The sequence below is a fragment of the Enterobacter sp. NFIX59 genome (assembly GCF_900113755.1).
GTDB classification, from domain to species: Bacteria; Pseudomonadota; Gammaproteobacteria; order Enterobacterales; family Enterobacteriaceae; genus Enterobacter; species Enterobacter pseudoroggenkampii.
Genome location: NZ_FOQN01000002.1, coordinates 276,415 through 301,364, shown reverse-complemented (window position 1 = coordinate 301,364; position 24,950 = coordinate 276,415). Strand labels below are relative to the sequence as shown.

Here is a 24,950-nt window from a genome sequence, read left to right as displayed (position 1 = left end):
AGATTGATCATACGCATTTAAGCCCGATGTGCGGCCTTGTGGCTGCGTAAACAGGTGTATAGTGGTAAACGTACCTGCACACGATATGCAGGCCCTGCCAGCGCTTCGCTCACTCTCCGAAAGGTACACGAGCACCCTGATAAGGTGTGATCCCTCTGACAATCTGATTTGGTCACTGGTGACTTTCGCAAAGCGAAACCAACCAGGTTGGCCTGATGCAGTCGCTATGCTCCGCTTGTTGCTTGTACCACTAACGGGGCTTTATGGCTTCTATTGTCTGAAATCTGATACATTGCACAAACATCATGTGGATTACTGTAAAGTTCATCACTATGATTATGTGTGCCATTGCCAGTTAAGAAATGCGGAGAGGACAATATGGATGTTACTGATGAGGCTTTGTTGGGTTCTGGCTTTACACCGTCGGATTTGAAGAAGATAAAGAACAACGTTGAAAGCTATGGTGGAACGTTGGGGAATGCAATCAGGGACCTGGCCAGGCGATTTATTCTTGCCGTGTGGGTTGTATCCGGTTGCCTTGCTGTATTCATTTTTCTTGTGATGTTCGCATCTGAGCAGAGTGTTTTCTCTGGTGCTATTGGCCTTTCTTGTGGCGCAGCGGTTGCAATTTTTATACAACCGCCTGTACTTGCTTATAAATCTTGGCGATTCTGTAGAGCGAACAAATCTTAATTAGTACTGTTATCAGTAGCCAGAAGATCAAAAATGACTTTCGCTTTGACACCATATCCAGCGATTTTCATGGTTAGCTTAGGCTTGCTCATTGTGTCAACTTTTCGGTAGTAATCACGCGGCAGCCAACGGAATAATCGCCAAGCTCCGGGTTTCCTTGCTAAGCCGAAGATACTATATACACTCGCCCCTAGAGTCACCGTATTATAAAGAGCTAATCCACTTTTTGGGCTAAACCCCATAAATTGTGCGGTCTCCATTGCGCCATCAGCAAAAATTCCTTCCGATTTGGATTGTTCACCATAGCGAAGATGGCTTGCTTCTTTTGTTATACCGTTAATACCATCAACAAATAAAACTGCTCCTGCAAGAACTCCAATAGGGGTCATAGTGGACATCATAACCATCCCACCAAATAATGCTGCTCCAGATACCACTATATGGATTGCCGAAATCACGTATCCGACGATTTTATTGTTTTCCCTGACAAACTCGACCTTTGCATAAAGTTGGGCGGCTCTGGTTCTTAACAAGCGTTCTTGTTCTTGCAGATTATCTGTTTCGGCACGCAGATTTTTGATGCATGCAATGCATTCTTCATCGGTTTTGGCCCGTCGTGCAGTTTCAAATTCTTTCTCTACAACCTGCCTTATCTCTTCGACAAACTTGATACGTGTTATCCCATCTTGCAAATAGAATGCTGATAGCCGATTGGCAGTTTCGACGAGTTTCCGGGCTTCCAGATTTACCATGGTATCTGACCATGTTCTGTTCCAGCCCCTGTTGAGCAGCGCAATATCCATTAAAGACTCCTTCCCAAAATGTGTCTGGTCATTTTACGTGCAATAAGGTCGAAGACAACAGGAAACACTTTCACAACCCGCCCCCGTGGGTGTCCCGTTGCTTTATCCTTCCAGTTTACATTCTCCTGTTCAAAATATCCCCGGCTCTATTGGTGATCTGCTAGACCGTCAGCCCAGGCCCTCGGTGAAAAGCGCTTTTCTTCGACAAATATCGCTACGTGATGCCTTCAGCGACACGCCTCACTGCAACAAGCAGGGCAGTTACACAATGCTGCTTTGGGCTGACGCAAGGGAGATAACTTGATGTTTTGAAGTGCGTCTGTTCACTAATTGTTCGGTTATTTAACATATTCTTTGTTATGCGAACTGATAATGTGGTAGCTAAATTGAGATGTCCGCATCTGACCATATACATGTCCGTGCTATAGCCTCACTCCAGCGATCATTGCTTTCAAAGGATAAGACGCGGAATGGAGTTTTTCTCGATGAACGATGTGAACCGACTCGGGATCCTTCAGGACGTGATTGACCGTTGTCTTACTACACGTCCCGCGGCCAGCCGGCTCGGTACATTTACTTATGCTTGGGCAATGATAGATGCTTACAAAAAATAGCAATAATAAATTTTCCTGCAGAATGTGATGTTGGGCCATGTACATGAATTCTGTTTTGATGTGGCTCAAACTTACCATGCCATTCACAATAATGCGTGGTTTTGTTAATAACTATCTCTCTTTCTTTTCGACATTTTTCATTTTTTCTAACATCTGGTTTTTCAGGCGCTACACATAATCCTAAGGCTTGGAATCGTTCTTCAATTAGTTCATTGGTTGGCTTCTGACCTATTGTTGAATTAATTGTATCGGTAATATGTATCGCAGGAGGTGGAGCGGAATAAATCCAATTACCATAATCGTTGAATACTTCTAAATATTTTTTTAGTTTTTGATAAACAGAAGAATAGCCGCCCTCAAACGAGTCTATTCCGTCCCATACACCTTTGAAGAAATATAAATCAGGATAAAGATGGCTTGAAAGAATATGTAAGTTTTCCTGGGTATCCCTTACTGTCGATAATGCACACTCTCTCCAGAATGTTAAATTGCTTTTTTCAGAATTAACAAAGTAAATTTCTAATTGTCCATATGTTGACGAAACCGGAAGCTTTGATTTATCCCTGAGTGATATACAGGCGAAAGGGGTATTGTTAATCAAGTTATGATAAGCATAAGCATAATCAAGTCCGACAATTGCACCAGAACTATCAGTGACATCACTTTTTAGAAAGGTAGGGGGCCATAAATTTTCCATATCCTCATAAAAACATCCACGATTTATATATGACGCTAATTCATCTTTGATTCCCTTGTCGATTTCAGCAGATTCTGGAGAGCAAAGGAATGTCCAAAGATCCATTCCCCTACATACATTTTTGCTCTGAAATTCATTACCGAAAAAGAATTCTTCTCCACGTTCCTTAGCGATATATAGCCTATCTAGGAAGTTTTCTAAAATATTAGCAATTTCTGGACATGAGAGATTTATAAAATCCCAGTCAGATGAATCAATAACGAATGACATTTTATATTCTGCTCCGTCTAAATTTACCGAGAGTAGCTGTATCTAGTTGGTATTGATCGAAGAAAGAGTTTGGCCATCCAGATAAACCGCCATATTCAGTAAAATGTAACTCAGTAATTGATGGTTCTTTTTCGTTATTATCAAAAAATAAAACATTTGCATCTTTATGTGAAATGTTATTTTTAGCTGCTATAGATTTTCTTATACCATTAAGGACATGATCTGAGTGAGTCTCCACTAAAACCTGAACCCCTTTCGCAGATAACCAACCAATATACTCTCCAATTTTTGATTGGCCAGCAGGATGCAAATGAGCTTCTGGGTTTTCAATTATAAGCAGACCATTCTCTTTAATTACTAAACCTGCAAGAATTATTGGTAAAACATATGTTACCCCAAACCCCATGTTTGAAGCTTTAACCCACTCTCCATTTTCAACTTTGAATTGTAGTGAGGAAGATGTATTTGATCCATATTTTTCTGAGCGTACTTTAATAGGTCTAAAAATTTCAGAAAGCCATCTTTCCAATTGGTAGTTCAAAAAAACAGCTTCATTTTCTGGAGTGTCAGGATGAGTTCTGGAGGCGTGATTAATAGGCATTAAACCAATGCTATCTATAAGCTGTGCACAATATTCCCCTCTAATTCCAAGCTCTAGTTCTTGATGATGCTTTGACGTGAATTTATATTCCGCTTTTGGGCCAAATCGTTCCGCTGACAAATATATAAACGATCTGTTTTCTGTATTAAAATACTCTCCAGAGTAAAAATACTTCACATCCAAATATAAAGAAAATAAATTTGAAGATGTAAATTTGAACTCACCATGCACTCCATTATTAAATTCAAGGGAGATATCAATCTCTTCCTTTCCATTACGCCAGTTCATTATATCTTGTACTGTCCCAAGATCAACGCCATAAGCGGTGTCTAATGGTACTGTATTGTGACCTTTAGAGGCTTCATGAGATAACAAAATTGCTTGAATAAGTGATGATTTACCTGCACCATTTACTCCAGCTAAAATTGTTAGATTTTTTAGTGGAAAGGTTTCACAAATGAATCGCTTGAAACCTTCAATCTTAACTGTTTTAATCATTAAGTATACTCTTTAATTCATTTATTGGTTTGGTTAATCTTGCTATTACCGCGCTAGGTGAACCGGTGCTCACAGTTACAGACTTCAGATAGTTCTCATCTTTGAATAGCTCAAGTAAGGATTGTTTTACTTCCTCTTTCTTATCTATAAGTTTGTTATAAGGAAATAAAGACAAAGCGATACTTTGAGATTCAAAAATAGCTCTATTTATAGGCCCTCGTTTTTTACCTTCTTCTATTCTTCGAAATGCGTTATCGCCAAGAATATCATATGCACTTCTCATCGACGATATGAAGCTTTGATAAAGTAAATCTAACTCATCGTCACTAATAGGGGCTAGATCCGACTCCTCAGATTTTCTTCCATCAAGCCGACGTGTAAAATCGATCAAAAAACGGTCTAAGCTTGCATAATTTCTATACTCATCAATAGAAGTCATTTTGAATGCGCAATACCGTAAGACCAACTCCTGATTAGTCATACGTCCGCTATCGCGTACTTTTATACCATCAACTGAATTCCAAAAATTCCAGCCGGTAGCATTATCAAAAAAGTCATTCTCTGAAAGTAATTTCAAATATTCTCTTGCACGTGATGTGCTCATAGCATGTCTTATTTCTTGCGGCTTGAGCGGGCTACCTAAAGTATTTACCCTGCTAAATATATCGTATTTAATACCATTGGGTGTTGATGGCTCGATTACATGAACTACAATTTGAGTAGCCCTGAAACGCCTCAATTCTAGAGAAGGGAGGTTTTCAAAATTAATTCCATCTAAATGCTTAAGATACTCTAAATGTTGGGATTGCAATGAATATAAATTATTCATGAAAGAAGATATAGTACTTAATCTTTGCACTCCATCGACTATCTGAAATGATCCGTCAGATTCCTGATTGAAATAGAAAGCTGGCAAAGGAATGCCTAATAATACTGATTCAATCAATCTAATCTTTTGTTGAGTGCTCCAGACGTAATCACGCTGGAAGTCGGGTGAGAGATCAATATCCTTATCGTTTATTTGGTCCACTACTTCACGTAGGGAAAAATGCTTTGTTGTAATTCTTATTTTTTCAGGATCCCAAGGATGTGCAGATGGAGAATCATCAAATTTCTCCATTTCGACTTTCAGTTCCTTGTCTATGGTTACTACAACATTAGCGTTCGCTTCGTCAAATTCTTCATCAGCAATCATTTTTCATCTCACATAACTAAGCTTGTATTTTACATTATATCTTTAAAAATTTGCTCTGGAAAACCCGTGTATGATTTTGTTCTAAAACATCTAAAATTTTGTTTTCTACTTACTAAAATGTACCTTTGAAAAGTAGACTCTCTGCGGTACGCTTTTCGGAATCATTCACCTCGATTTTTCACGCAGCGCGCCGGAGGACTTCCGCCCCGGACGGGCCCTGAATGTCCTGATACCCGATGATGATCCTGAGCTTAACCTGTCGCTGGCTGTCATTCTGCCCAATGAGAATTTCATGCCGATGCTGCCCGGAGGTAAAGACCCGGTTAATCCTGCCCAGTCCTACCTGCTTTCCCTCAACTTTGCCCGCAGTTGGCTGACCAGGGCCTCGTTCCTTGGCATTGTTGCCGGCATGCTCGGGGCCGCTTCCCTGAGTCCTACAGCTGGGGCAGCCTGCGGCGCCATTACGTAATGGCCGTCACGAAACTTCTGCGCGATACCGGCCGTGCCACTGCCACCATCTGCGGCAGTCCAGGGCATTCCGCAATTTCAGTAAGTCGGGCAAGTGCAGACGTTGTTGACATCGGAAAAGTAACATTTGAGAGGTAGATTGCATGCTCTCACCTGTCAAAGCAAAAAGGCTGCATCCCGCAGCCTTTTCTTTTCAAATTACCCTTTCGGGAACACCCAAACATGCTTCTCAGGCAGCGAAAGATGGCAGTGCTGCGGATCCCGAACCTCATGCCCATACGCGCGGATCACAAAATCATCCCCCACCGTGCGGAACAGGTACTCCCAGCGGTCGCCAAGGTACATGCTGGTGAGCAGCGGTAGCTCAAGCTGATTTTCCCCTGGTCCCTCGACCACCGCCACGCGCTCGACGCGGATCACCGCCGTGGCGTCATTACCGCTCTGCACCCCTTCGCCCGCCTGGCCCCACAGCACCCAGCCTTTCCCTTCAATACGCGCTTTGCCGTCGCGTACTTCGGTGACCTTGCCGTGCAGGCGGTTGTTGCTGCCCATAAACTCGGCGGTAAACAGCGTCTTCGGCGAGCCGTACATCTCCTGCGGCGTGCCTTGCTGTTCGATCTTGCCGTTGTTCAGCAGCAGGATGCGGTCGGAAATGGACATCGCTTCGTTCTGGTCGTGCGTCACCATCAACGCGGACAGCCCGAGCTTGATAATCAGCTCGCGCAGGAACACGCGGGCTTCTTCGCGCAGCTTGGCGTCGAGGTTGGAAAGCGGCTCGTCCAGCAAAATCACCGGCGGGTTGTACACCAGCGCGCGGCCAATCGCCACGCGCTGCTGCTGCCCACCGGAGAGCTGGTGCGGGTGACGTTTGCCAAGATGGCCCAGACCAAGCTGGTCCAGCACGTCCTGCACGCGCTGCTGGATCTCTTTGGCCGGGACTTTGCGCAGCTTGAGCGGATAGGCCACGTTCTCAAACACGGTTTTGTGCGGCCACAGGGCATAGGACTGAAATACCAGCCCCAGGTTACGCTCTTCCGCCGGGACCTCACTGCGCGGCGTGCCGTCGTAAACTTTATTGTTGCCAATCACAATCGAGCCCTGGGTCGGTTTTTCCAGACCCGCGACGGCGCGGAGCAGGGTGGTTTTGCCGCTGCCGGAGGGGCCTAACAGGGAGACCACTTCGCCGCGCTTCAGGTTCATGGAGACACCTTTTAAAACAGGATTGTCGCCGTAGGTTAAGTGCAGATCGTCAACCGCTAATTCAATCATGTATTTTCACTCCGAAACGAAGGGCAATGCCCAGACCTACCACGACCAGCAGGATATTAATGAAAGAGAGCGCCGCCACGATATCAATGGCACCCGCGGCCCAGAGGGAAACCAGCATCGAGCCGATGGTCTCCGTGCCGGGCGAAAGCAGATACACACCCGTTGAGTATTCGCGCTCAAAGATCAGGAACATCAGCAGCCACGAACCGATAAGGCCGTAGCGGGAGAGCGGAATGGTGACGTGGCGGGTGATCTGCCCGCGCGTCGCCCCGGTGCTGCGCGCCGCCTCTTCAAGCTCCGGCCCTACCTGCAGCAGCGTGGAAGAGATGAGCCTCAGCCCGTAAGCCATCCACACCACGGTATAGGCCAGCCAGACGCTGAAAATAGTGCTGCGCAGCGAGCGTAGCCAGACGATGACGTTTTCACGCATCCAGTCGGTCCAGGCGAACCCGGAAAGCCAGCCGGATTTCAGCGAGTTATCCAGCCACATCGGCAGGAACAGGAACACCCATAGGAAGGCCAGACCCGCCAGCAGGCCAGGCACGGCGCGCGGCACCAGCACGCTGTAGTCCAGGAAACGCGTGGTGTTATCAGGCTTGCGGTGCATGGCAATGCCGACAAACAGGTAGCACACCACGGCCAGCGCGCCGCCAATGACGCCAATCGCCATGGAGTTGACGATGGCGCGCAGCAGGTTGGGCTGCGCCCAGATGGTGCGGAAGGTGTTCAGAGAAAGCTCGTCCCACAGCGAAACGCCCACGCCCCAGTTGGAGATAAACGCGCGCAGCACCACGCCGAGCAATGGAACGCCAATGGTGACGGTGAGCCAGAAGGCAATCACCGCGCCAGCCACCCAGCGCCATTTACCCAGCGGCAGCGCGCGTGCCTGCGAGGCCTTGCCCTTCATGGTGACGAAGCGGTTGGCGGTACGCATCAGTCGACGCTGGAGCATCACCAGCGGGATGGTGATGCAGATCAGCACCACGGCAACCGCTGCCATCAGGTTATAAGATGGGGTGCCCATCTTGTTCGTAAGCTTATAGAGATAGGTCGCCAGCACCATGTTGCCTTCCGGGTCGCCGAGGACCAGCATCAGGCCGAACACCTCCAGCCCCAGGAAGAACAGCAGCACGGTGGCGTACAGAATAGATGGGCGCACCATCGGCAGGCTGACGGAGGTCATCACCTGCCAGGGCGACGCGCCCGCGGTGCGCGCGGCTTCTTCCACATCGGACCCCACGCTGCGCAGTGCAGACGAGATATACAGATAGGCGTGCGGGACGTGCGTCAGGCCGGCGATGACCACAATGCTCGACATGTCGTAGATGTTCCACGGCACAAAGCCAATCAGCGCCTCTGCCCACTGGGAGAGAAAGCCCACCGGACCGGCGGCCACCACGTAGCCGAAGCCCAGCACCATCGGTGAAACGAAAATCGGCACCAGGATCAGCGGCTCAATCAACCGGCGGCCGGGCAGGTCGGTACGCACCATCAGAAACGCCAGCACGCCGCCCAGCGGAATAGAGATAAAGACCAGCCCGAAAGCCAGAATAAAGCCGCTTTTCAGGGCCTTATAAAAATCAGGGTCGGTGAAAATAAAATCAAATGATTCAAAGCTCCACTCTTTTGACGGCGAAAAGAACGGCGCGGACAGGAAGCTCTGTATCACGATAAACGACAGCGGCGTGTAGATAACCAGGGCGGTTATCAGCACGACGATGCCTCGCGGCAGGCTTTGCCACTTTCTGCGTAATGTATTCATGGGGTATCCCTGGTGTTGCAGCCCAGAAAAACGAACTCAGTCGATAAGGAAGCGCGGCGACCAGCGCCGCGCTCAGACGCTTATTTACCGGCGGCGGTACGCCACTCTTTGATGTACTCGAGGCGTTTTTTCGGCTGCAGGTATTCCAGCAGGGTTTCATCAACCGGGATCGGCTTCAGCGCGTTGCCGAGGATTTTTGTCAGGCCGTCGATATCATTCTTGCCTTCGATATCGTTACGAATGGAGGGGATGTCCGCCTGATTGGCCAGAATGTTTTGCCCTTGTTCAGAGAGCACGTAGTCCAGCCACAGTTTTGCGGCATTGCCGTTTTGCGCCTGCTGGCTGATGAACGAAACGCGCGACAGCACCAGGGTGTAATCCTTCGGATAGGAGATGCCGAGTGACGGATCGTTCTTCGCACGCGCTTCCGCATAAGAACCGAGGATGTTGAAGCCGATCAGGTTTTCACCGGAGGAGACGCGCTCCATCATGGTGCCGGTAGACGACTGCACCGACAGGCCCCCTTTGGCGACGTCGGCCAGGGTCTTAAAGTAGTTTGGATCGGCGTTGTGATCCTGCACCGAGAGCATAAAGCCCAGACCCGATTTTTCGATATCGTAGGTAGTGACTTTGTTCTTGAATTTGTCCGTCTGGCTGGCAATCAGCTTCGCCAGCGCGGCGTGAGAATCCGGCACGTCACCGGCCGGGATCAGACGCTTGTTGTAGATAAAGACCACCGGCTCATAGGTGGTGCCGTAGGCCTTATCTTTCCAGACCGCCCATTTCGGCAGCTGGCTTTGCTCCGGAGATTTATACTCCATGGCGTAGTCGGTGGCGAGCTTCAGGCCGGTGTCCATCGAGGAGCTCCAGACCACGTCGCCGCTCACGCCGCCGGAAGCCTGTTCGCTGATGAAACGGTTGTACAGCTCGGTGCTGTTCATGTCGTTGTATTCAACTTTAATGCCCGGGTAGGTTTTTTCGAAGCCCTGGATCAGCGGTCCGGCAGCTTTGATGTCGGTGGTGGAATAGATGACAACCTTGCCCTCTTTCGTGGCGGCATCAACCACTTTTTGATACTCAGCAGGATAGCCCTGCGGCAGGGCAGAGAGTGCAGAAGCAGAGAACAGTACAGTAGCGGTAAGCAGAGAAATTCGGAACGTGTTCGACATTATAGTTAACCTTTTAGTTACATTTGAGGAACTAATTGTCAACATAGCGTATCGGGCTCCACCCACAATAGGGGGGAGCGGATAATGATACCGAAGTGTGATTGTCGCCGTCGTTTCAGCAATTAACACCATAAAATCCGCGAACGTTAGCTTACGAACGGTTCTGGATTACGGTTTATCGGGGGCTTTGCGGTATAACCGGCGTGGATGACCAATATTGCCATACAGCATTTCGACGCTGATTAATCCGCTCTCCACGCAATATTCAAGATAGCGACGCCCCGTGGTTTTGCTGATCCCCACGTTTTCCACCACCTCCTCAACCGACATCGCATTGTCGGGATGTTCGGCGAACAGGCGTTTAATGCGTTCCAGCGTCTGGGGCTCAATACCCTTCGTGGACGGCGTAGCTGAGGATTCCGCGGCAGGCAGATTAAACAGGCGATCCAGCGCATGCTGGTCGACAACCTTCACCTGCTGCACGGTATGGATGAAGCGCATAAACCGCTCCAGCGAGGCGTGCAGGCGCTGGAAAAAGACGGGCTTGATGAGGTAGTCAAACGCGCCGCTGCGCATGGCGTGGCTGCAGGTTTGCATATCGCTGGCGGCGGTGATGAAGATCACCGAGCATTCGTAGCTTTTCAGCAGCGGGTTATCGATGAGCTCCACGCCTTTACCGTCCGGAAGATAGTTGTCTAGCAGGATAAGCCGCGGCTGATGCTGACGAATCAGGCTGCATGCCTGCTCAATCGACGCGGCGATGCCCACCACGCGCAAATGAAAATTCTGCTCGATATACTCGCGATGCAGCTCCGCCAGGTGCGGCTCATCTTCAACGATCACAACATCAAGTGCTCGGGTCATGCTTTTGCCCATTCGGAATAAACACAGAAAAAATAGTACCCTGCGGCGTGTTGTCGGCAATCTCAATACTGCCGCCAGCCTTGTCGATATATCCTGCCACCAGAAACAGGCCAATACCGTGCTCGGTGCCCACAATGTCGTTTTCGCTGTCCGGTTTGCTGCTGAACCCCTGGCGGAAGATATGCGGCTTCATCGCATCCTCCACCCCGCAGCCCCGGTCGGCCACCTCGATCAGCAGATCCTGGTTACGGTCAGAAATGTAAAGCTCCACCGGCGCGGGTACCGGTGCCTTAAGGGTCGCGTCCACCGCGTTATCCAGCAGATTACCAATAACCGACATCAGCTCCGTTTCGTTGAGCGTGGCAGGCATGCGGGTGAGCTGGCAGGCGGGATCAAACAGCAGCTCGATCCCTTTCTCGCGCGCGCTGACGTATTTCCCGAGCAGCAGCCCACACAGTGCAGGAGAGGAAAAGCGAGCGGAGACAAAATCCAGCACCCGCTGCGCGCCTTCAGACTGTACCTGGATGTAACGGAGCGCCTCGTCATAGTGTTTCATCTGCAGTAATCCTACCAGCGTGGCGGTCCAGTTCAGCTGCTCGTGGCGCATAATGCGCAGGTTATCCGCATAGCGCTTGATCTGACTGAGCTGGCTGCTGAGGGTGTTGATGTCATTTTTGTCGCGAAAGCTGTAGACCCAGCCGCTTTCAACGCCGGGGTCGACCTCAATCGCCACGCGGTTGACGATCACCTCGCGCTGGTTAAGAACGGCAATCTGGTCGTGGCGGCCAGCGCTCACCGAGGCGTAGCGCTGAGATAAAAAGCCCGGTGACGTCTGCAGAACGTCTTCCAGCGGTTTGCCGATAAGTTCTTTCTCACTTTGCCGAATATCCAGCATTTCTCGTGCGGCGCGGTTAATTAAAATCAGCTGCTTCTCTTCATTGACGGCAAATACCCCCTCATACATGGCTTCTAATAGCGCGCGCTGCTGTAAAACCAGCTGAGCGATATCTTTCGGCTCCAGTCGGAACATCTGTTTTTTAAGATTGCGGGTAAACAGCCAGGAGAACATAAACAGCAGCAGAAGAAGACCCGCGCCGTAAAGCCCGGACTGCCAGAGAATGCGGGCATTAATATTGGCAATATAGGATGTCAGATAGCCGACCGAGACAATGCCAATCACCTGGTGCTGCGCGTTAAAGATCGGCGCTTTGCTGCGTAGCGACACGCCAATCCCACCCTGACGCACGGAAATAATGGTTTTGCCCTTTAACACCTCCGCATTGTCCCCGCCGATCATCGGTAAATTAATACGCTCCGGGGATTCCGAATGATAAAGGTGCTGTTCCTCGGTATCGCCAATCACAATGTAGCTGGCATCGCTTTCGGCGCGCAGGGGCTGAATTAACCGGGCGATGCCGGGGATATCTCTGGCCGCAACCATTGCCGCCAGACCCGGCATCAGCGCGATCTGGCTGGCCTGAACCCGGGCGCGCTGGCCGAGATCGTGATGGAGCTGTCGGTCAATAAAATGAAACAGGATTGTTCCCAGCAGAACTAACAGCAGGCAGGAGAAGCACACCAGCGCTAAAAACAGCTTTACCTGAAAAGAGAGTCTGCGTTTCATTCAACCTGCGGAAGTTATGTAAAAGTGACATTTGCCGAGCCTGACATGCGCCAGTAGTGGACGCAATCTGGCGAGAAAAGAGTTGTGACCTGGCTTTTCGTTTTCGGCGTTATACCCTAAATAATTCGAGTTGCAGGACAAAACGGCTTGCCGTTTTGAACAGCGCTTGCGCTGGCCCCGAAGGGGCGAGGCCACAGGCCGAGTAACGCGGCAAGGGAACGAATCCCCGGGAGCGTACATAAGTACGTGACTGGGGTGAGTGAGTGCAGCCAACGCACCTGCAGCTTGAAGTATGACGGGTATATAGCCATCAGGATCCCGTAAGGCTATGCTTCATTCAGCACGATAATAATTACAGAGGCAATGTCATGGATAAAGAACTACTGGATGCGGGTTACCGGGCCTATACCGGCGAGAAAATTGACGTTTACTTCAATACCGGGATCTGCAAACACTCCGGTAACTGCGTGCGTGGGAGCGCAAAGCTGTTTAATCTGAAACGTAAACCGTGGATTATTCCCGATGAAGTGGACGTTGAAACGGTTGTCCGCGTGATTGATACCTGCCCGAGCGGTGCGCTGAAGTATCGCCAAAAATAAGCGAGGAACCATGGATATTCTGGAAGGCCATAACAAGTTTTACGTGAATGATGCGAACGGTAATCAGGTCGCGGAGATTGTCTTCGTGCCGACCGGCGAGCACCTGAGCATCATTGAGCATACCGATGTGGATGAGAGCCTGAAAGGGCAGGGGGTCGGTAAACAGTTGGTGGCAAAAGTGGTGGAGAAGATGCGCGGTGAGAACCGCAAAATTATTCCGCTGTGCCCGTTCGCGAAGCATGAGTTTGATAAAACGCGGGAATATGACGATATTCGCGCGTAAATAACACCGGCGATGGCCGGTGTTTTTTTATCTCACCTGCTCATACAGCAATACCAGCGCTATCAGCACCATCAACCCTCCCGATGCCCTGCTCACCAGACGCGCCGCCTGTGGTCGGGTCGCCAGCACCGCTTTCGAACCATACCCCACCAGCAGATAGACCAGCGTACAGGTGATAAGGTGCATCATCCCAAGCGCAGACATCTGCATCGCTATCGACCAGCTTCCGGTCGGGTCTGTAAACTGCGGAAGCAGGGCCAGGAACAGCAAAAAAACCTTCGGGTTTAGGCCGCTAATGCAGAGCCCTTTCACCGCCCACTGCGTCCAGTTTCCCGCGTGTTGGGTGGTCTTTTCCGGTGCGGCCGGGTGACGCAGCAACGTTATGCCAAGCCACAGGAGATACAGCGCTCCCGCCACGGTCAGCCCGGCTAACGCCAGCGGATGTTGGGCAATCAGTACCCCCACGCCTGCCACCACAATCAACGTGGCTAACAGATGCCCTGACATCAGCCCCAGCACCGCCGGTACCACGCGTCGCCCGTTAATCCCGGCGCTAATGGCGTAGGCCCAGTCGGCGCCTGGCGTCATGATGAGCAGAAACGAAACCACCCAAAAGCCGGCCACAATACTCATTTCCATCGTTCTGAAAACTCCCGCAGTGCGTTAAACGTTGCGAAAAAGAATATCGTTAACCCTGCGAAATAGGCTTTCAATGTTATGCTGATAACACGGTGAAATTGAGAAAATCTTCCAAATGGACAGCATCGATCGAAAAATTCTTGCGGCGCTCCAGTCTGATGGACGCCTGTCGCTTACCGAGCTGGCTGAGCGGGTTAATCTGAGCCTCTCACCCTGCCATCGTCGCGTGCGGGCGCTGGAGCAAAGCGGGGCCATAACGGGATACCGTGCCAGCCTGGATCCGGCTAAAATGGGGTTTAACTTCCTGGCGATCGTCTTTGCGACGCTGAAAGAGGGGGACCGAAAGGCGGTTAGCGCGTTTGAAGCGGCTGTGGAGGAAATTCCGCAGATCGTGCTGGCGCAGCGTCTGTTTGGCGATCCCGATTATCTGATGCACGTCGTGACCCGCGACCTCTCCGCTTTCCAGAAGCTCTATGACGAGAAGCTTTCCGCCATGCCTGGCGTGCAGCATCTTCGCTCTACGCTGGTGATGAAAACGGTGGTGCAGGACAGACCTTTTCCGCTGGACGTCACGGGACGAGACTGAATGACATGCCCGGCAGAGCGCCGGGCATCAAAGGAGATTAGCCGACAAACATCACCGACACGCACAGCACCCCGACGATCAGCGTCAGCAGGTTGCCAATGGAACGGTACTGTTTCAGGGAAGGGATCAGATACGTCGACAGCGTCGGCATGATAAACAGGATCATGGCGATAAGCGGGCCGCTGATGGCGTAAATCATCGAAATGGCGTTCGGGTTAATGCAGCAGACGGCAAAGGTGATTAACGACACCCCCATAATGGATATCGCGCGGTTAAAGGCGCGGCTCTTTTTCACGCCCACCTGATTGAGCGACGACTTCACGATTTCCGTTGCCCCTTCAATCACCCCAAAATAGGTGCCGAGGAACGATTTCGACATCGCAATAATCGCCACGATAATCCCGGAAATCCCCAACCACGCCGGTGAAGAAGGCATCATCGACAGCGCGGACAGGATCGTCACCCCTTGCTCTTTGGCGGTCACAATGTACGACGGTGGAATAGAGAGCAGGCAGCTGAAGACAAAGAACAGCACGCTCAGGCAGATAATCAGGTACGCCACCTTCATGATTTTCTTGCATTTATCCATTGCGCCGTCGGCAAATTTCTCGCGACGGTCAACGGCAAATGTGGAGATAATCGGGGTATGGCTGAACGCAAACACCATCACCGGAATCGAAATCCAGACCTGGTGCAGCGTATGGCGATCGACGGCCATCTGGCTGGTCAGCAGCGAAGGTTGCCAGCTGCCGATCAGATAGAGCGAGACAAAAAGGAAGTAGGCAATCAGCGGAAACACCAGGAAGCCCATCACTTTTATCGTGATATGCCGTCCCATCAGGAAGATCAGATTCAGGACCAGCACCACCCCCAGGCTGACCAGCACGCGAACGGCGGTATCCACCGTCAGGTGTTTTGCCAGCTGTTCCGTGAGTGAGTTGGTGATGGCCACCGCATAAATCTGCACCACCACAAAGAAGGCGATGAAATAGAGCGTGGTGATCAGATTGCCAATCTTCCTGCCGTAGTAGTGCGACACGGCGCCGGTGATCCCTTCGTTGCCTTTTGTTTTGGACGACAGGATAAATTGCGCCAGCGCCCGGTGCGGCCAGTAGGTTAAGGGATAGGCCACGAGGGCAGTAATAAACAGGACGATAGCGCCTGCTGAGCCCAGCTGAATGGGCAAAAACAGCGTTCCTGCGCCCACGGCCGTGCCGTAGAGAGCGAAACTCCAGAGAGTCTCATCTTTTGACCAAATTTTCGACATTAGAGCAACGTATCAACTATCAAACCATCGGAATGGAGTGCAATTTACCATAGTTATGCACGGAGAGCGCAGTTGCTTCGAAGGAGTTTGGCCGGAACGGGCGTCCGGCCAGAGGCGGTTTAGCCTGCCAGGGCGCGCCGTTGCTGGCGACGCTTAAGAAATTTATCGCGAAGGCAATCGTATGCCCAGTTGTAGAACATGGTGTACGGCAGGAAGAACAGGAAGAAACCTATTTCCAGCGTGAATGCCTGAAGCAGGGTGACGCCCAGCACGGCGGCGACAATCGACACGCCAATCACAATAAACCCGCATTCAAACCCCAGCGCATGCAGCGCACGCACTTTTGCCGTACGTTTGACGCGCTGAACCGGCCAGAAACGGTCGAAGCCGAAGTTATAAATAATGTTCCACAGCATGGCGATGGTGGCCAGAATAATGGTCAACCCCCCCATCTCCACCACGGAACGTTGCATGAGCCACGCCGCCGTAGGGGCGAGGATCGCCGTCGCAATCCCTTCAAAACAGACAGCATGAAAGATCCGCTCCGGCAGTTTACGTTGGAGTGCATCCTGATGTTGCATAATCACAGACCTCATTAATTCGCCGGTATAGGCGTTGATGTGGCCTATTTTCATCGCTAAAGCTGATATATTAAAGATAGTATCCATCGCTAAAACAGATAGGTTATGCGCTATTCACCCGAAGCCCTTAATGCATTTGTCGAGACCGTTGCGGCGGGCTCTTTTTCTGCGGCCGCCCGCCGGCTGCGTAAAAGCCAGTCGACGATCAGCACGTCCATTGCCAATCTTGAAGCCGATCTCGGTTTCGAGCTGTTTGACCGCTCGGCGCGCCAGCCGGTGTTAACGGTCCAGGGAGAACAGGTGTTGGGCTACGTGCAGGCTATCCTGGCCGCCAGCACGCGGCTGGACGAGCTGGCGGTGTCGTTAACGGCGCAAACGGAGGCGCGTCTGACGTTTGTCCTTTCCGATACCCTTAACCCGGACGTGCTGGAAGAGATGATGAAACAGTTTGACGCGCGCTTTCCCCATACGGAATTCGAATGTCTGATTGGCGAGGAGGAGGACGTGATCGATCTGCTGCAAAAGGAGCGCGCGCAGGTTGGCCTCACCGAAGCGCGAGACGGTTATCCTACGGATATCGGCGCTATACGGCTGCCGATGCAGACCCGCATGGCGATCTATGTCGCAACCACGCATCCGCTGGCCGGACAACATGACGTTCAGCGTGACGAGCTCCACGGCTGGCGAGAGCTGCGGCTGAGCACCTATCTGGAGCGCGAGGCGGAGATCGCGCGCGGGCCCGTCTGGTCAGCCCCGAATTACCTGTTACTCTTGAGTATGGCGGTTCAGGGATTTGGCTGGTGCGTCTTGCCGTGCGCGCTGGTAGATGAGTTTGCCGCCGCGAAATCCCTGGTACAGCTCAATGTTCCCGGCTGGCCGCGGGCGATCGGCATCGATCTGCTGTGGAATAAGCGATCCCCTCCCGGCGTTGCCGGAAGCTGGCTGCGGCAGTATCTGCAGGATGCACGCTGATCCTTGTGATTAAACTCACTATTTTTAAACAATTAAGATAATTGCCAGTAACAATCCTCTACTATCGTCATGTCATTTAACACAGAGGTCGTGATGAAAGATGTCGTAATAGTGGGTGCGTTGCGTACAGCTATCGGCTGTTTTCAGGGAGCGCTTGCGCGTCACTCGGCGGTTGACCTGGGGAGCGTGGTGGTGAAAGCGCTGGTGGAACGTAGCGGGATCGCAGCACATGAAGTTGATGAGGTGATCCTGGGACAGGTCCTCACGGCCGGTGCCGGGCAAAACCCTGCGCGTCAGGCGGCGCTGAAGGGCGGGCTGCCCAATACCGTCTCCGCCATCACCATTAACGACGTCTGTGGCTCAGGATTAAAAGCGCTGCATCTCGCGACGCAGGCCATTCAGTGTGGTGAAGCGGACGTGATCATTGCGGGCGGGCAGGAGAATATGAGCCGCGCGCCGCACGTGTTGACCGACAGCCGTACCGGCGCACAGCTGGGCAACAGTCAGCTGCTCGACAGCCTGGTGCATGACGGGCTGTGGGATGCGTTCAATGACTATCATATGGGCGTGACGGCGGAAAACCTGGCGCGCGAGTACGGCATCAGCCGTGAAGTGCAGGATGCCTACGCGCTGAGCTCGCAGCAAAAAGCGCGTGCGGCGATTGATTCCGGTCGTTTTCGCGACGAAATTGTCCCTGTCAGCACGCAGCGTCAGAGCGGTGAGTTTATTGTCGTGGATACCGATGAACAGCCGCGCACCGACGCCAGTGCTGAAGGGCTGGCGAGGCTGAATCCTGCGTTTGAAATGCAGGGATCGGTGACGGCGGGAAATGCCTCTTCCATTAACGACGGCGCTGCCGCCGTCATGATGATGAGCGAAAGCAAAGCCCTCGAACTCGATCTTCCCGTGCTGGCCCGCATTAAGGCGTTCGCCAGCGTGGGGGTTGATCCTGCGTTAATGGGGATCGCACCGGTCTACGCGACCCGCCGCTGTCTGGAGCGTGCCGGGTGGCAGCTTTCGGATGTGGATCTGATCGAAGTGAACGAAGCCTACGCCGCGCAGGCGATCTCCGTCGGAAAAATGCTGGAGTGGGATCCCCTTCGGGTCAACGTTAACGGCGGCGCGATCGCGCTGGGGCACCCGATCGGGGCGTCCGGCTGCCGGATCCTGGTTTCGCTGGTCCACGAAATGAAAAAGCGCAATGCCCGCAAAGGGATTGCCACACTATGTATAGGCGGCGGGCAAGGGGTGGCACTGGCCATCGAACGCTAACTTCTCCTTATTGAAAATGACCTCCTCCGGGAGGTTTTTTTTCGCGCCCTTTTTCTCCCGACGGTTTAATTGTGATCCGAATATCATTTTCGTCATAAACAAAAATAAAAATGAAACGTTGTTTTAAATATAATTGAAAAGCCCGCTTTATGCCGATAGTATGTGTTCAATATGAAAAACGGAACGCTGTTTCGTTTATTTCCGCCTTCGGGCATGACCACATCTGGAGGTTACCGTGGACGTCAGAGAAAGCATCCACAGCGCGCACGCCAAAACGCTGGATACTCAGGGGCTGCGCAAGGCATTTTTAGTCGAGCAGATATTCGAGGCCGACAGGTACACCATGGTTTACAGCCATATCGACCGTATTATTGTGGGCGGCATTATGCCCGTCACGAAAACCGTCTCCGTGGGCGGCGAGGTCGGTAAACAGCTGGGCGTGAGCTATTTCCTCGAGCGTCGCGAGCTGGGGGTGATCAACATCGGCGGGCCGGGCACCATCACCGTAGACGGACACTGCTATGAGATTGGCCATCGCGAGGCACTGTACGTGGGTAAAGGGGCGAAAGACGTGGTCTTTGCCAGCATCGACGCCAGCAAGCCTGCGAAGTTTTACTACAACTGCGCGCCGGCTCACACCACCTGTCCAACCAAAAAAGTGACCCCGGCAGACGTCGCACCCGTGACGCTGGGCGACAACCTCACCAGCAACCGCCGCACCATCAATAAATACTTCGTGCCGGACGTGCTGGAGACCTGCCAGCTCAGCATGGGATTGACCGAGCTTGCGCCAGGTAACCTGTGGAACACCATGCCGTGCCATACCCACGAGCGCCGAATGGAGGTCTACTTCTACTTCAACATGGAGGAAGACGCCTGCGTGTTCCACATGATGGGACAGCCGCAGGAAACGCGCCATATCGTGATGCACAACGAGCAGGCGGTGATTTCACCGAGCTGGTCTATTCACTCCGGCGTAGGGACGAAAGCCTACACCTTTATCTGGGGAATGGTGGGCGAAAATCAGGTCTTCGATGATATGGACCATGTTGCGGTCAGCGATTTGCGCTAGTCGCGGGCAGTGAAGCATAAACCTGCCTGTGAGTGACAGGCTCTGAAAGAGTAAGGAATAAACATGATTCTGGATGCATTCTCTCTGCAGGGGAAAGTGGCTGTGGTTTCCGGCTGTGACACCGGGCTGGGGCAGGGGATGGCGCTAGGCCTGGCGGAAGCGGGCTGCGATATCGTCGGAATTAATATCGTTGAACCGACTGAAACCCTCGAACGCGTGACGGCGCTGGGGCGCCGTTTCCTGAGCCTGACCGCCGACCTGCGTAAAATCGATGCCATTCCTGAACTGCTGGATCGCGCGGTGGCGGAATTCGGTCATATCGACATTCTGGTCAACAATGCCGGGCTGATTCGCCGCGAAGATGCGATCAGCTTCAGCGAGCGCGACTGGGACGACGTGATGGATTTGAACATCAAGAGCGTATTTTTTATGTCCCAGGCGGCGGCAAAGCACTTTATCGCGCAGGGGAACGGCGGCAAGATCGTGAATATTGCCTCCATGCTCTCGTTCCAGGGCGGTATCCGCGTGCCGTCTTACACCGCGTCCAAAAGCGCCGTGATGGGCGTGACCCGCCTTCTGGCAAACGAGTGGGCGAAACACAACATCAATGTGAATGCGATTGCGCCGGGCTACATGGCGACCAACAATACGCAGCAGCTGCGTGCTGACGAGCAGCGTAGCGCGGAAATCCTCGACCGCATTCCGGCGGGGCGCTGGGGGCTTCCGCGCGATCTGATGGGGCCGGTGGTCTTTCTGGCCTCGTCGGCATCGGATTACATCAACGGCTACACCGTGGCGGTCGATGGCGGATGGCTGGCGCGCTAATTCCACCTGCATGACGAACCTCTGCCCTCGGGTGGAGGTTTTTTTGGCTAAAAATTACCATTATCCATATGACATAAGATGAAAAATCCATACTGAGAATTCACAAATGACGCGTATCACATTTTTATTGCTTAAATATTAGGTAATTAATAAAAAACGTGGCTATTTCAGCATTAGTTGAAATTGTAATGTCCATCACAGATCGCGATGCCATAGCGAAATAATCCATATCTTCACGAATTCCCGCCTGACACTTTTCCTCGCTTTCTCGTAATTTCAGTTAACGAATTTTGCTGTTGAGGCAGGAAAAATATGACATCTATCAATGACTCTACCCTAATGCCCGCTGCGCTGCGTGATACCCGGCGCATGAACCAGTTTGTCTCCATTGCCGCTGCCGTGGCGGGCCTGTTATTTGGACTGGATATCGGCGTCATTGCCGGAGCGCTGCCGTTTATTACCGATCACTTTACCCTCAGTAACCGTCTGCAGGAGTGGGTGGTGAGCAGCATGATGCTCGGCGCGGCCATCGGGGCGCTGTTTAACGGCTGGCTGTCGTTCCGCCTGGGGCGCAAATACAGCCTGATGGTCGGGGCGATCCTGTTCGTCGCGGGTTCGATCGGCTCCGCGTTTGCGACAAACGTAGAAGTGCTGCTGCTTTCCCGCGTGCTGCTGGGCGTGGCGGTAGGGATTGCCTCCTACACCGCGCCGCTTTATCTCTCCGAAATGGCGAGTGAGAACGTGCGCGGCAAGATGATCAGCATGTATCAACTGATGGTCACGCTGGGTATTGTGCTGGCGTTCCTGTCTGACACCTACTTCAGCTACAGCGGCAACTGGCGCGCAATGCTCGGCGTGCTGGCGCTGCCAGCGGTGGTGCTGATTGTCTTAGTGATTTTCCTGCCGAACAGTCCGCGCTGGCTGGCGCAAAAAGGGCGCCACGTGGAGGCAGAAGAGGTCCTGCGCATGCTGCGCGATACCTCGGAGAAAGCGCGCGAAGAGCTGAATGAGATCCGCGAAAGCCTGAAGCTGAAGCAGGGTGGCTGGGCGCTATTTAAGATCAACCGCAACGTGCGCCGGGCGGTCTTCCTCGGCATGTTGCTGCAGGCGATGCAGCAGTTCACCGGCATGAACATCATCATGTACTACGCGCCGCGTATTTTTAAAATGGCCGGGTTCACCACCACGGAACAGCAGATGATCGCCACCCTGGTGGTCGGGCTGACCTTCATGTTCGCCACCTTTATTGCCGTATTCACCGTGGACAAAGCCGGCCGTAAACCTGCGCTGAAGATTGGCTTTAGCGTGATGGCGCTCGGCACGCTGATCCTCGGTTACTGCCTGATGCAATTTGATAACGGCACGGCGTCAAGCGGACTTTCCTGGCTTTCTGTCGGGATGACCATGATGTGCATCGCTGGCTACGCGATGAGCGCCGCGCCCGTGGTGTGGATCCTGTGCTCCGAAATTCAGCCGCTCAAATGCCGTGACTTTGGCATCACCTGTTCCACGACAACCAACTGGGTGTCGAACATGATCATCGGCGCGACGTTCCTGACGCTGCTGGACGCGATTGGCGCAGCGGGGACGTTCTGGCTCTATACGGTACTGAATGTGGCATTTATTGGCGTCACGTTCTGGCTGATCCCGGAAACCAAAGGCGTGACGCTGGAACACATCGAGCGCAAGCTGATGGCTGGAGAGAAACTGCGGAACATCGGCGGATGATTTTTTGCCCCTCCGAAGGTTTTAATACGTGCCGCAACTGGAAAGGGAAAGGTGGCTTAATCACAATAAAAATGTGACTAAGATCACCACTAACTCTGGTAGGGAGTAGACACAGAGAGGGAACAGGCATTAGGATTTTTCTTATGTTGATGTATTATCGGACCACCGCCATCAATGTTAAGAGATGCGTTGCATCCGGAAAAAGAAGAATCACTATGTCAGAAATGGATTTCAAAAAAAGCACGGACCTCGACTTTCCCCGTTATGCCGGCCCGGCTGTAAGCGCAAAAGAGATCGATCTTCTGGGACTTTTTGAGGTCCTTCTGGCGGCGAAAAAACGTATCGTCGCCATCGTCTTTGCTTTCGCGCTGGTGGGGCTGGCCGTTTCATTTTTACTGCCGCAGAAATGGACCAGTAAAGCGGTGATCACCCCGGCAGAACAGTCGCAGTGGAATCCGCTGCGCCAGATGCTGGTTGCGCTGCAGGTGCTTGACGTGGACGTGAAAATTACCCGTCCAGAAATTTTTGATCTCTTTATTAAAAAGTTTCAGTCGCAGTCATTGCTCGAAGAGTACATGAAATCCTCTCCTTATGTGATATCGCAGCTTAAAGGTGTTGAGGTGGATCCGCTCGATCTGCATCGTGCGATAGTCAACATCTCAGACAGAATGAAAGCGGTGAATGACGATCAGGGAAAAGGCGCGGATAAAGTGCCCTTTGTCTCCTGGACATTGAGCTTCACTGCGCCAACAGCAGGCGATGCGCAAACCGTTTTGGAGGGGTATATCAATTATATCGTGGCTATCGTCGAAAAAGAGACGGTGCAGAATATCCGCAACCAGATCGCCCTGAAAACGAACGTTGTTGAGCAGCAGCTGGAACTGGATCGTGTTCGTCTGACCAATGTTCACAATACCAACCTGCAGCGACTGAATTATTCCCTGGAAGTGGCGAATGCCGCCGGTATCAAGAAGCCGGTCTACAGCAACGGGCAGGCCGTAAAGGATGACCCGGATTATTCCGTTGCGCTCGGTGCTGACGGTATCGCGCAAAAACTGAAGATTGAAAAAAATCTGAAGGACGTGACTGAACTGAATGCGGACTTTCAGAACCGGGAATACTACCTGGCACAGCTGAAAAATCTCTCCTTTGCCGATGTTAAACTTGAGCCATTCAGGTACCAGCTTTCACCCTCCATGCCGGTGAAAAAGGATGGCCCGGGTAAGGCTCTGATTGTCGTTCTGGCGGCGCTTCTTGGGGGCCTGTTTGCCTGCGGTAGCGTGTTACTGCGCGAGGCGATGCACACCCGTACTTCGCCGCCAGAGCCGGTGGCGAAATAAAATCTGCAGTTTAAAAAGGCGCTCAATAGAGCGCCTTTTTTTATGTGCATCGGTTGTGTTAAAAAAAGAGACCAAAGATAAGGAGGGATGATGAAAACGATCGGCCTGTTAGGTGGTATGAGCTGGGAATCGACAATCCCTTATTACCGCCTGATTAATGAAGGGGTAAAGCAGCGTCTGGGTGGTCTGCACTCCGCAAGTCTGCTGCTGCACAGCATTGATTTCCATGAAATCGAAGCCTGCCAGTCGAGCGGTGAGTGGGATAAAGCCGGAGAGATCCTGGCCCAGGCGGCGCTGGGACTGGAGCGTGCCGGCGCCAGGGGGATAGTCCTGTGTACCAATACCATGCACAAAGTGGCGTCGCATATTGAAGACCGCTGCTCGCTGCCGTTTCTGCATATCGCGGACGCGACCGGGCGTGCGATTGCGGCATCCGGAATGCGCCGCGTAGCGCTTTTGGGTACACGCTACACCATGGAACAGGATTTTTATCGCGGACGTTTACACAGTGAATTTGGGATAGAAAGCCTGATCCCGGATGAAGAAGATCGGGCGCGCATCAATCAGATTATCTTTGACGAGCTCTGCCTCGGTACCTTCAGCGAAGCTTCCCGCGCGTATTACGTCAGCGTTATCGATAAACTTAGGCAGCAGGGGGCCGAAGGGGTGATCTTCGGCTGCACTGAGATTGGTTTGCTGGTACCCGTCGAGCGAAGCCCTCTCCCGGTATTTGATACCACTGCAATTCATGCCGCCGATGCCGTGGCGTTTATGTTGTCCTGAGCACCCGGTTTAGGTTTACGTGTTGGCGGCGTCATAAGCGGATTGCGCCGCCACAATGGCATCAATATTATTTTCCACCCAGTGCGCAAGCACAGTCACCGTTTCGGTTAACGTCTGGCCAAGCGGCGTCAGGCTGTACTCGACGGTTACAGGTACCGTGGCGAATATCTTTCGCGACACCAGCCCATCACGTTCCAGTTTGCGTAAAGACTGGGTCAGCACCTTTTTGGTGATTCGCTGAATATCACGTTGAAGATGACTAAAGCGCATCGGCCCATTCTCAAGGCGCGCAAGAATTAACAGTGCCCACTTATCGGCGATACGCGTCAGCACGCCGCGGGTCGGGCAGCGTTCATCGAACACGTTGTAAGGAGGCATCTCCTTTTTCAGAACTGCTGTTTGGGTCATGGTGGTTCCCTCGAGGTAACCAGGTGAGATAAAGGTGCCTTCTTACGCCCGTGAATGTTTGCGTGTAT

At 52.1% G+C, this 24,950-nt stretch carries 24 protein-coding genes and 1 pseudogene; 12 read left to right on the top strand and 13 right to left on the bottom strand.

The window, feature by feature from the left end; translation table 11 throughout:
* The first annotated feature begins 378 nt into the window (after window positions 1-378).
* Window positions 379-693, top strand: a complete 315-nt coding sequence (locus BM007_RS10160) for a hypothetical protein (RefSeq protein ID WP_090418557.1) — start codon at window positions 379-381, stop codon at window positions 691-693.
* On the opposite strand, the gene BM007_RS10155 is transcribed toward BM007_RS10160, so the two are convergent.
* The 4 genes from BM007_RS10155 to BM007_RS10145 form a co-directional block, all read right to left on the bottom strand.
* Complete coding sequence (locus BM007_RS10155) at window positions 690-1,496, bottom strand: DUF4225 domain-containing protein (protein ID WP_090418554.1); 807 nt, start codon at window positions 1,494-1,496, stop codon at window positions 690-692. The two genes, BM007_RS10160 and BM007_RS10155, sit on opposite strands and share 4 nt — an antisense overlap.
* 573 nt (window positions 1,497-2,069) lie before the next feature.
* Window positions 2,070-3,077, bottom strand: a complete 1,008-nt coding sequence (locus tag BM007_RS23015; RefSeq protein WP_139210902.1) for a hypothetical protein — start codon at window positions 3,075-3,077, stop codon at window positions 2,070-2,072.
* A gap of 1 nt (window position 3,078) precedes the next feature.
* Window positions 3,079-4,176 (bottom strand): DUF3696 domain-containing protein, encoded by a 1,098-nt coding sequence (locus BM007_RS10150; protein WP_083264071.1) that lies wholly within the window; start codon window positions 4,174-4,176, stop codon window positions 3,079-3,081.
* A complete protein-coding gene (locus BM007_RS10145; protein ID WP_090418551.1) occupies window positions 4,169-5,371 on the bottom strand; it encodes a DUF262 domain-containing protein in 1,203 nt (400 codons plus the stop codon). The genes BM007_RS10150 and BM007_RS10145 overlap by 8 nt, the downstream gene beginning before the upstream one ends.
* Window positions 5,372-5,633: 262 nt before the next feature.
* Here BM007_RS10145 and BM007_RS23420 point away from each other — a divergent pair.
* Window positions 5,634-5,890 (top strand): annotated as a pseudogene (locus BM007_RS23420) (integrase); the annotation flags it as partial.
* Window positions 5,891-6,037: 147 nt separating this feature from the next.
* Here BM007_RS23420 and BM007_RS10135 read toward each other — a convergent pair.
* The 5 genes from BM007_RS10135 to BM007_RS10115 all read right to left on the bottom strand — a co-directional run bounded on the left by BM007_RS10135 (window position 6,038) and on the right by BM007_RS10115 (window position 12,527).
* A complete protein-coding gene (locus BM007_RS10135; RefSeq protein ID WP_032648170.1) occupies window positions 6,038-7,108 on the bottom strand; it encodes an ABC transporter ATP-binding protein in 1,071 nt (356 codons plus the stop codon).
* On the bottom strand, window positions 7,101-8,870 hold the full coding sequence (locus BM007_RS10130) for an ABC transporter permease (RefSeq protein ID WP_023294491.1): 1,770 nt from the start codon (window positions 8,868-8,870) through the stop codon (window positions 7,101-7,103). The genes BM007_RS10135 and BM007_RS10130 overlap by 8 nt, the downstream gene beginning before the upstream one ends.
* 80 nt (window positions 8,871-8,950) lie before the next feature.
* Window positions 8,951-10,039 carry an ABC transporter substrate-binding protein gene (locus BM007_RS10125; protein WP_090418548.1) on the bottom strand — a complete coding sequence of 363 codons (1,089 nt, stop codon included), beginning with the start codon at window positions 10,037-10,039 and terminating at the stop codon, window positions 8,951-8,953.
* 168 nt (window positions 10,040-10,207) lie between these two features.
* Complete coding sequence (locus tag BM007_RS10120) at window positions 10,208-10,903, bottom strand: response regulator (protein ID WP_024909323.1); 696 nt, start codon at window positions 10,901-10,903, stop codon at window positions 10,208-10,210.
* Window positions 10,887-12,527, bottom strand: coding sequence for an ATP-binding protein (locus BM007_RS10115; protein WP_090418546.1), 1,641 nt, complete (start codon window positions 12,525-12,527; stop codon window positions 10,887-10,889). The genes BM007_RS10120 and BM007_RS10115 overlap by 17 nt, the downstream gene beginning before the upstream one ends.
* Before the next feature lie 368 nt (window positions 12,528-12,895).
* Here BM007_RS10115 and yjdI point away from each other — a divergent pair, with 368 nt between their 5' ends.
* Window positions 12,896-13,126: a 4Fe-4S mono-cluster protein YjdI gene (gene yjdI / locus BM007_RS10105; RefSeq protein ID WP_008499689.1), complete on the top strand. Its 231-nt coding sequence runs from the start codon at window positions 12,896-12,898 to the stop codon at window positions 13,124-13,126.
* A 10-nt stretch (window positions 13,127-13,136) separates the two neighbouring features.
* Window positions 13,137-13,409 (top strand): GNAT family N-acetyltransferase, encoded by a 273-nt coding sequence (locus tag BM007_RS10100; protein ID WP_008499687.1) that lies wholly within the window; start codon window positions 13,137-13,139, stop codon window positions 13,407-13,409.
* A gap of 27 nt (window positions 13,410-13,436) precedes the next feature.
* Here the strand turns inward: BM007_RS10100 and BM007_RS10095 are convergent, their stop codons facing one another.
* Window positions 13,437-14,048 carry a LysE family translocator gene (locus BM007_RS10095; RefSeq protein WP_090418543.1) on the bottom strand — a complete coding sequence of 204 codons (612 nt, stop codon included), beginning with the start codon at window positions 14,046-14,048 and terminating at the stop codon, window positions 13,437-13,439.
* Between the two features lie 115 nt (window positions 14,049-14,163).
* Between BM007_RS10095 and BM007_RS10090 the strand changes: the two genes are divergently transcribed.
* Window positions 14,164-14,634 carry an Lrp/AsnC family transcriptional regulator gene (locus tag BM007_RS10090; RefSeq protein WP_090418540.1) on the top strand — a complete coding sequence of 157 codons (471 nt, stop codon included), beginning with the start codon at window positions 14,164-14,166 and terminating at the stop codon, window positions 14,632-14,634.
* A 37-nt stretch (window positions 14,635-14,671) separates the two neighbouring features.
* Here the strand turns inward: BM007_RS10090 and BM007_RS10085 are convergent, their stop codons facing one another.
* The gene (locus tag BM007_RS10085) at window positions 14,672-15,901 is read right to left on the bottom strand and encodes an amino acid permease (protein ID WP_024909319.1); all 1,230 of its coding nucleotides are present in this window, start codon (window positions 15,899-15,901) and stop codon (window positions 14,672-14,674) included.
* A gap of 119 nt (window positions 15,902-16,020) precedes the next feature.
* Window positions 16,021-16,482 carry a multidrug/biocide efflux PACE transporter gene (locus BM007_RS10080; RefSeq protein WP_090418932.1) on the bottom strand — a complete coding sequence of 154 codons (462 nt, stop codon included), beginning with the start codon at window positions 16,480-16,482 and terminating at the stop codon, window positions 16,021-16,023.
* Between the two features lie 105 nt (window positions 16,483-16,587).
* Here BM007_RS10080 and BM007_RS10075 point away from each other — a divergent pair, with 105 nt between their 5' ends.
* The 7 genes from BM007_RS10075 (at window position 16,588) to BM007_RS10045 (ending at window position 24,474) form a co-directional block, all read left to right on the top strand.
* Window positions 16,588-17,454 (top strand): LysR family transcriptional regulator, encoded by an 867-nt coding sequence (locus tag BM007_RS10075; protein ID WP_061714517.1) that lies wholly within the window; start codon window positions 16,588-16,590, stop codon window positions 17,452-17,454.
* A gap of 93 nt (window positions 17,455-17,547) precedes the next feature.
* Window positions 17,548-18,726, top strand: coding sequence for an acetyl-CoA C-acetyltransferase (locus BM007_RS10070; RefSeq protein WP_024909316.1), 1,179 nt, complete (start codon window positions 17,548-17,550; stop codon window positions 18,724-18,726).
* Window positions 18,727-18,961: 235 nt separating this feature from the next.
* On the top strand, window positions 18,962-19,798 hold the full coding sequence (kduI, locus tag BM007_RS10065) for a 5-dehydro-4-deoxy-D-glucuronate isomerase (protein ID WP_024909315.1): 837 nt from the start codon (window positions 18,962-18,964) through the stop codon (window positions 19,796-19,798).
* 63 nt (window positions 19,799-19,861) lie between these two features.
* On the top strand, window positions 19,862-20,623 hold the full coding sequence (kduD, locus tag BM007_RS10060) for a 2-dehydro-3-deoxy-D-gluconate 5-dehydrogenase KduD (protein ID WP_024909314.1): 762 nt from the start codon (window positions 19,862-19,864) through the stop codon (window positions 20,621-20,623).
* Between the two features lie 312 nt (window positions 20,624-20,935).
* Window positions 20,936-22,351 carry an arabinose-proton symporter AraE gene (locus BM007_RS10055; RefSeq protein ID WP_024909313.1) on the top strand — a complete coding sequence of 472 codons (1,416 nt, stop codon included), beginning with the start codon at window positions 20,936-20,938 and terminating at the stop codon, window positions 22,349-22,351.
* 215 nt (window positions 22,352-22,566) lie between these two features.
* Complete coding sequence (gene wzz(fepE), locus BM007_RS10050) at window positions 22,567-23,691, top strand: LPS O-antigen length regulator Wzz(fepE) (protein WP_048990712.1); 1,125 nt, start codon at window positions 22,567-22,569, stop codon at window positions 23,689-23,691.
* 90 nt (window positions 23,692-23,781) lie between these two features.
* The gene (locus BM007_RS10045; protein ID WP_090418537.1) at window positions 23,782-24,474 is read left to right on the top strand and encodes an aspartate/glutamate racemase; all 693 of its coding nucleotides are present in this window, start codon (window positions 23,782-23,784) and stop codon (window positions 24,472-24,474) included.
* 15 nt (window positions 24,475-24,489) lie between these two features.
* Here BM007_RS10045 and BM007_RS10040 read toward each other — a convergent pair whose 3' ends face one another.
* Window positions 24,490-24,882: a winged helix-turn-helix transcriptional regulator gene (locus BM007_RS10040; protein WP_081758216.1), complete on the bottom strand. Its 393-nt coding sequence runs from the start codon at window positions 24,880-24,882 to the stop codon at window positions 24,490-24,492.
* Window positions 24,883-24,950: the final 68 nt, after the last annotated feature.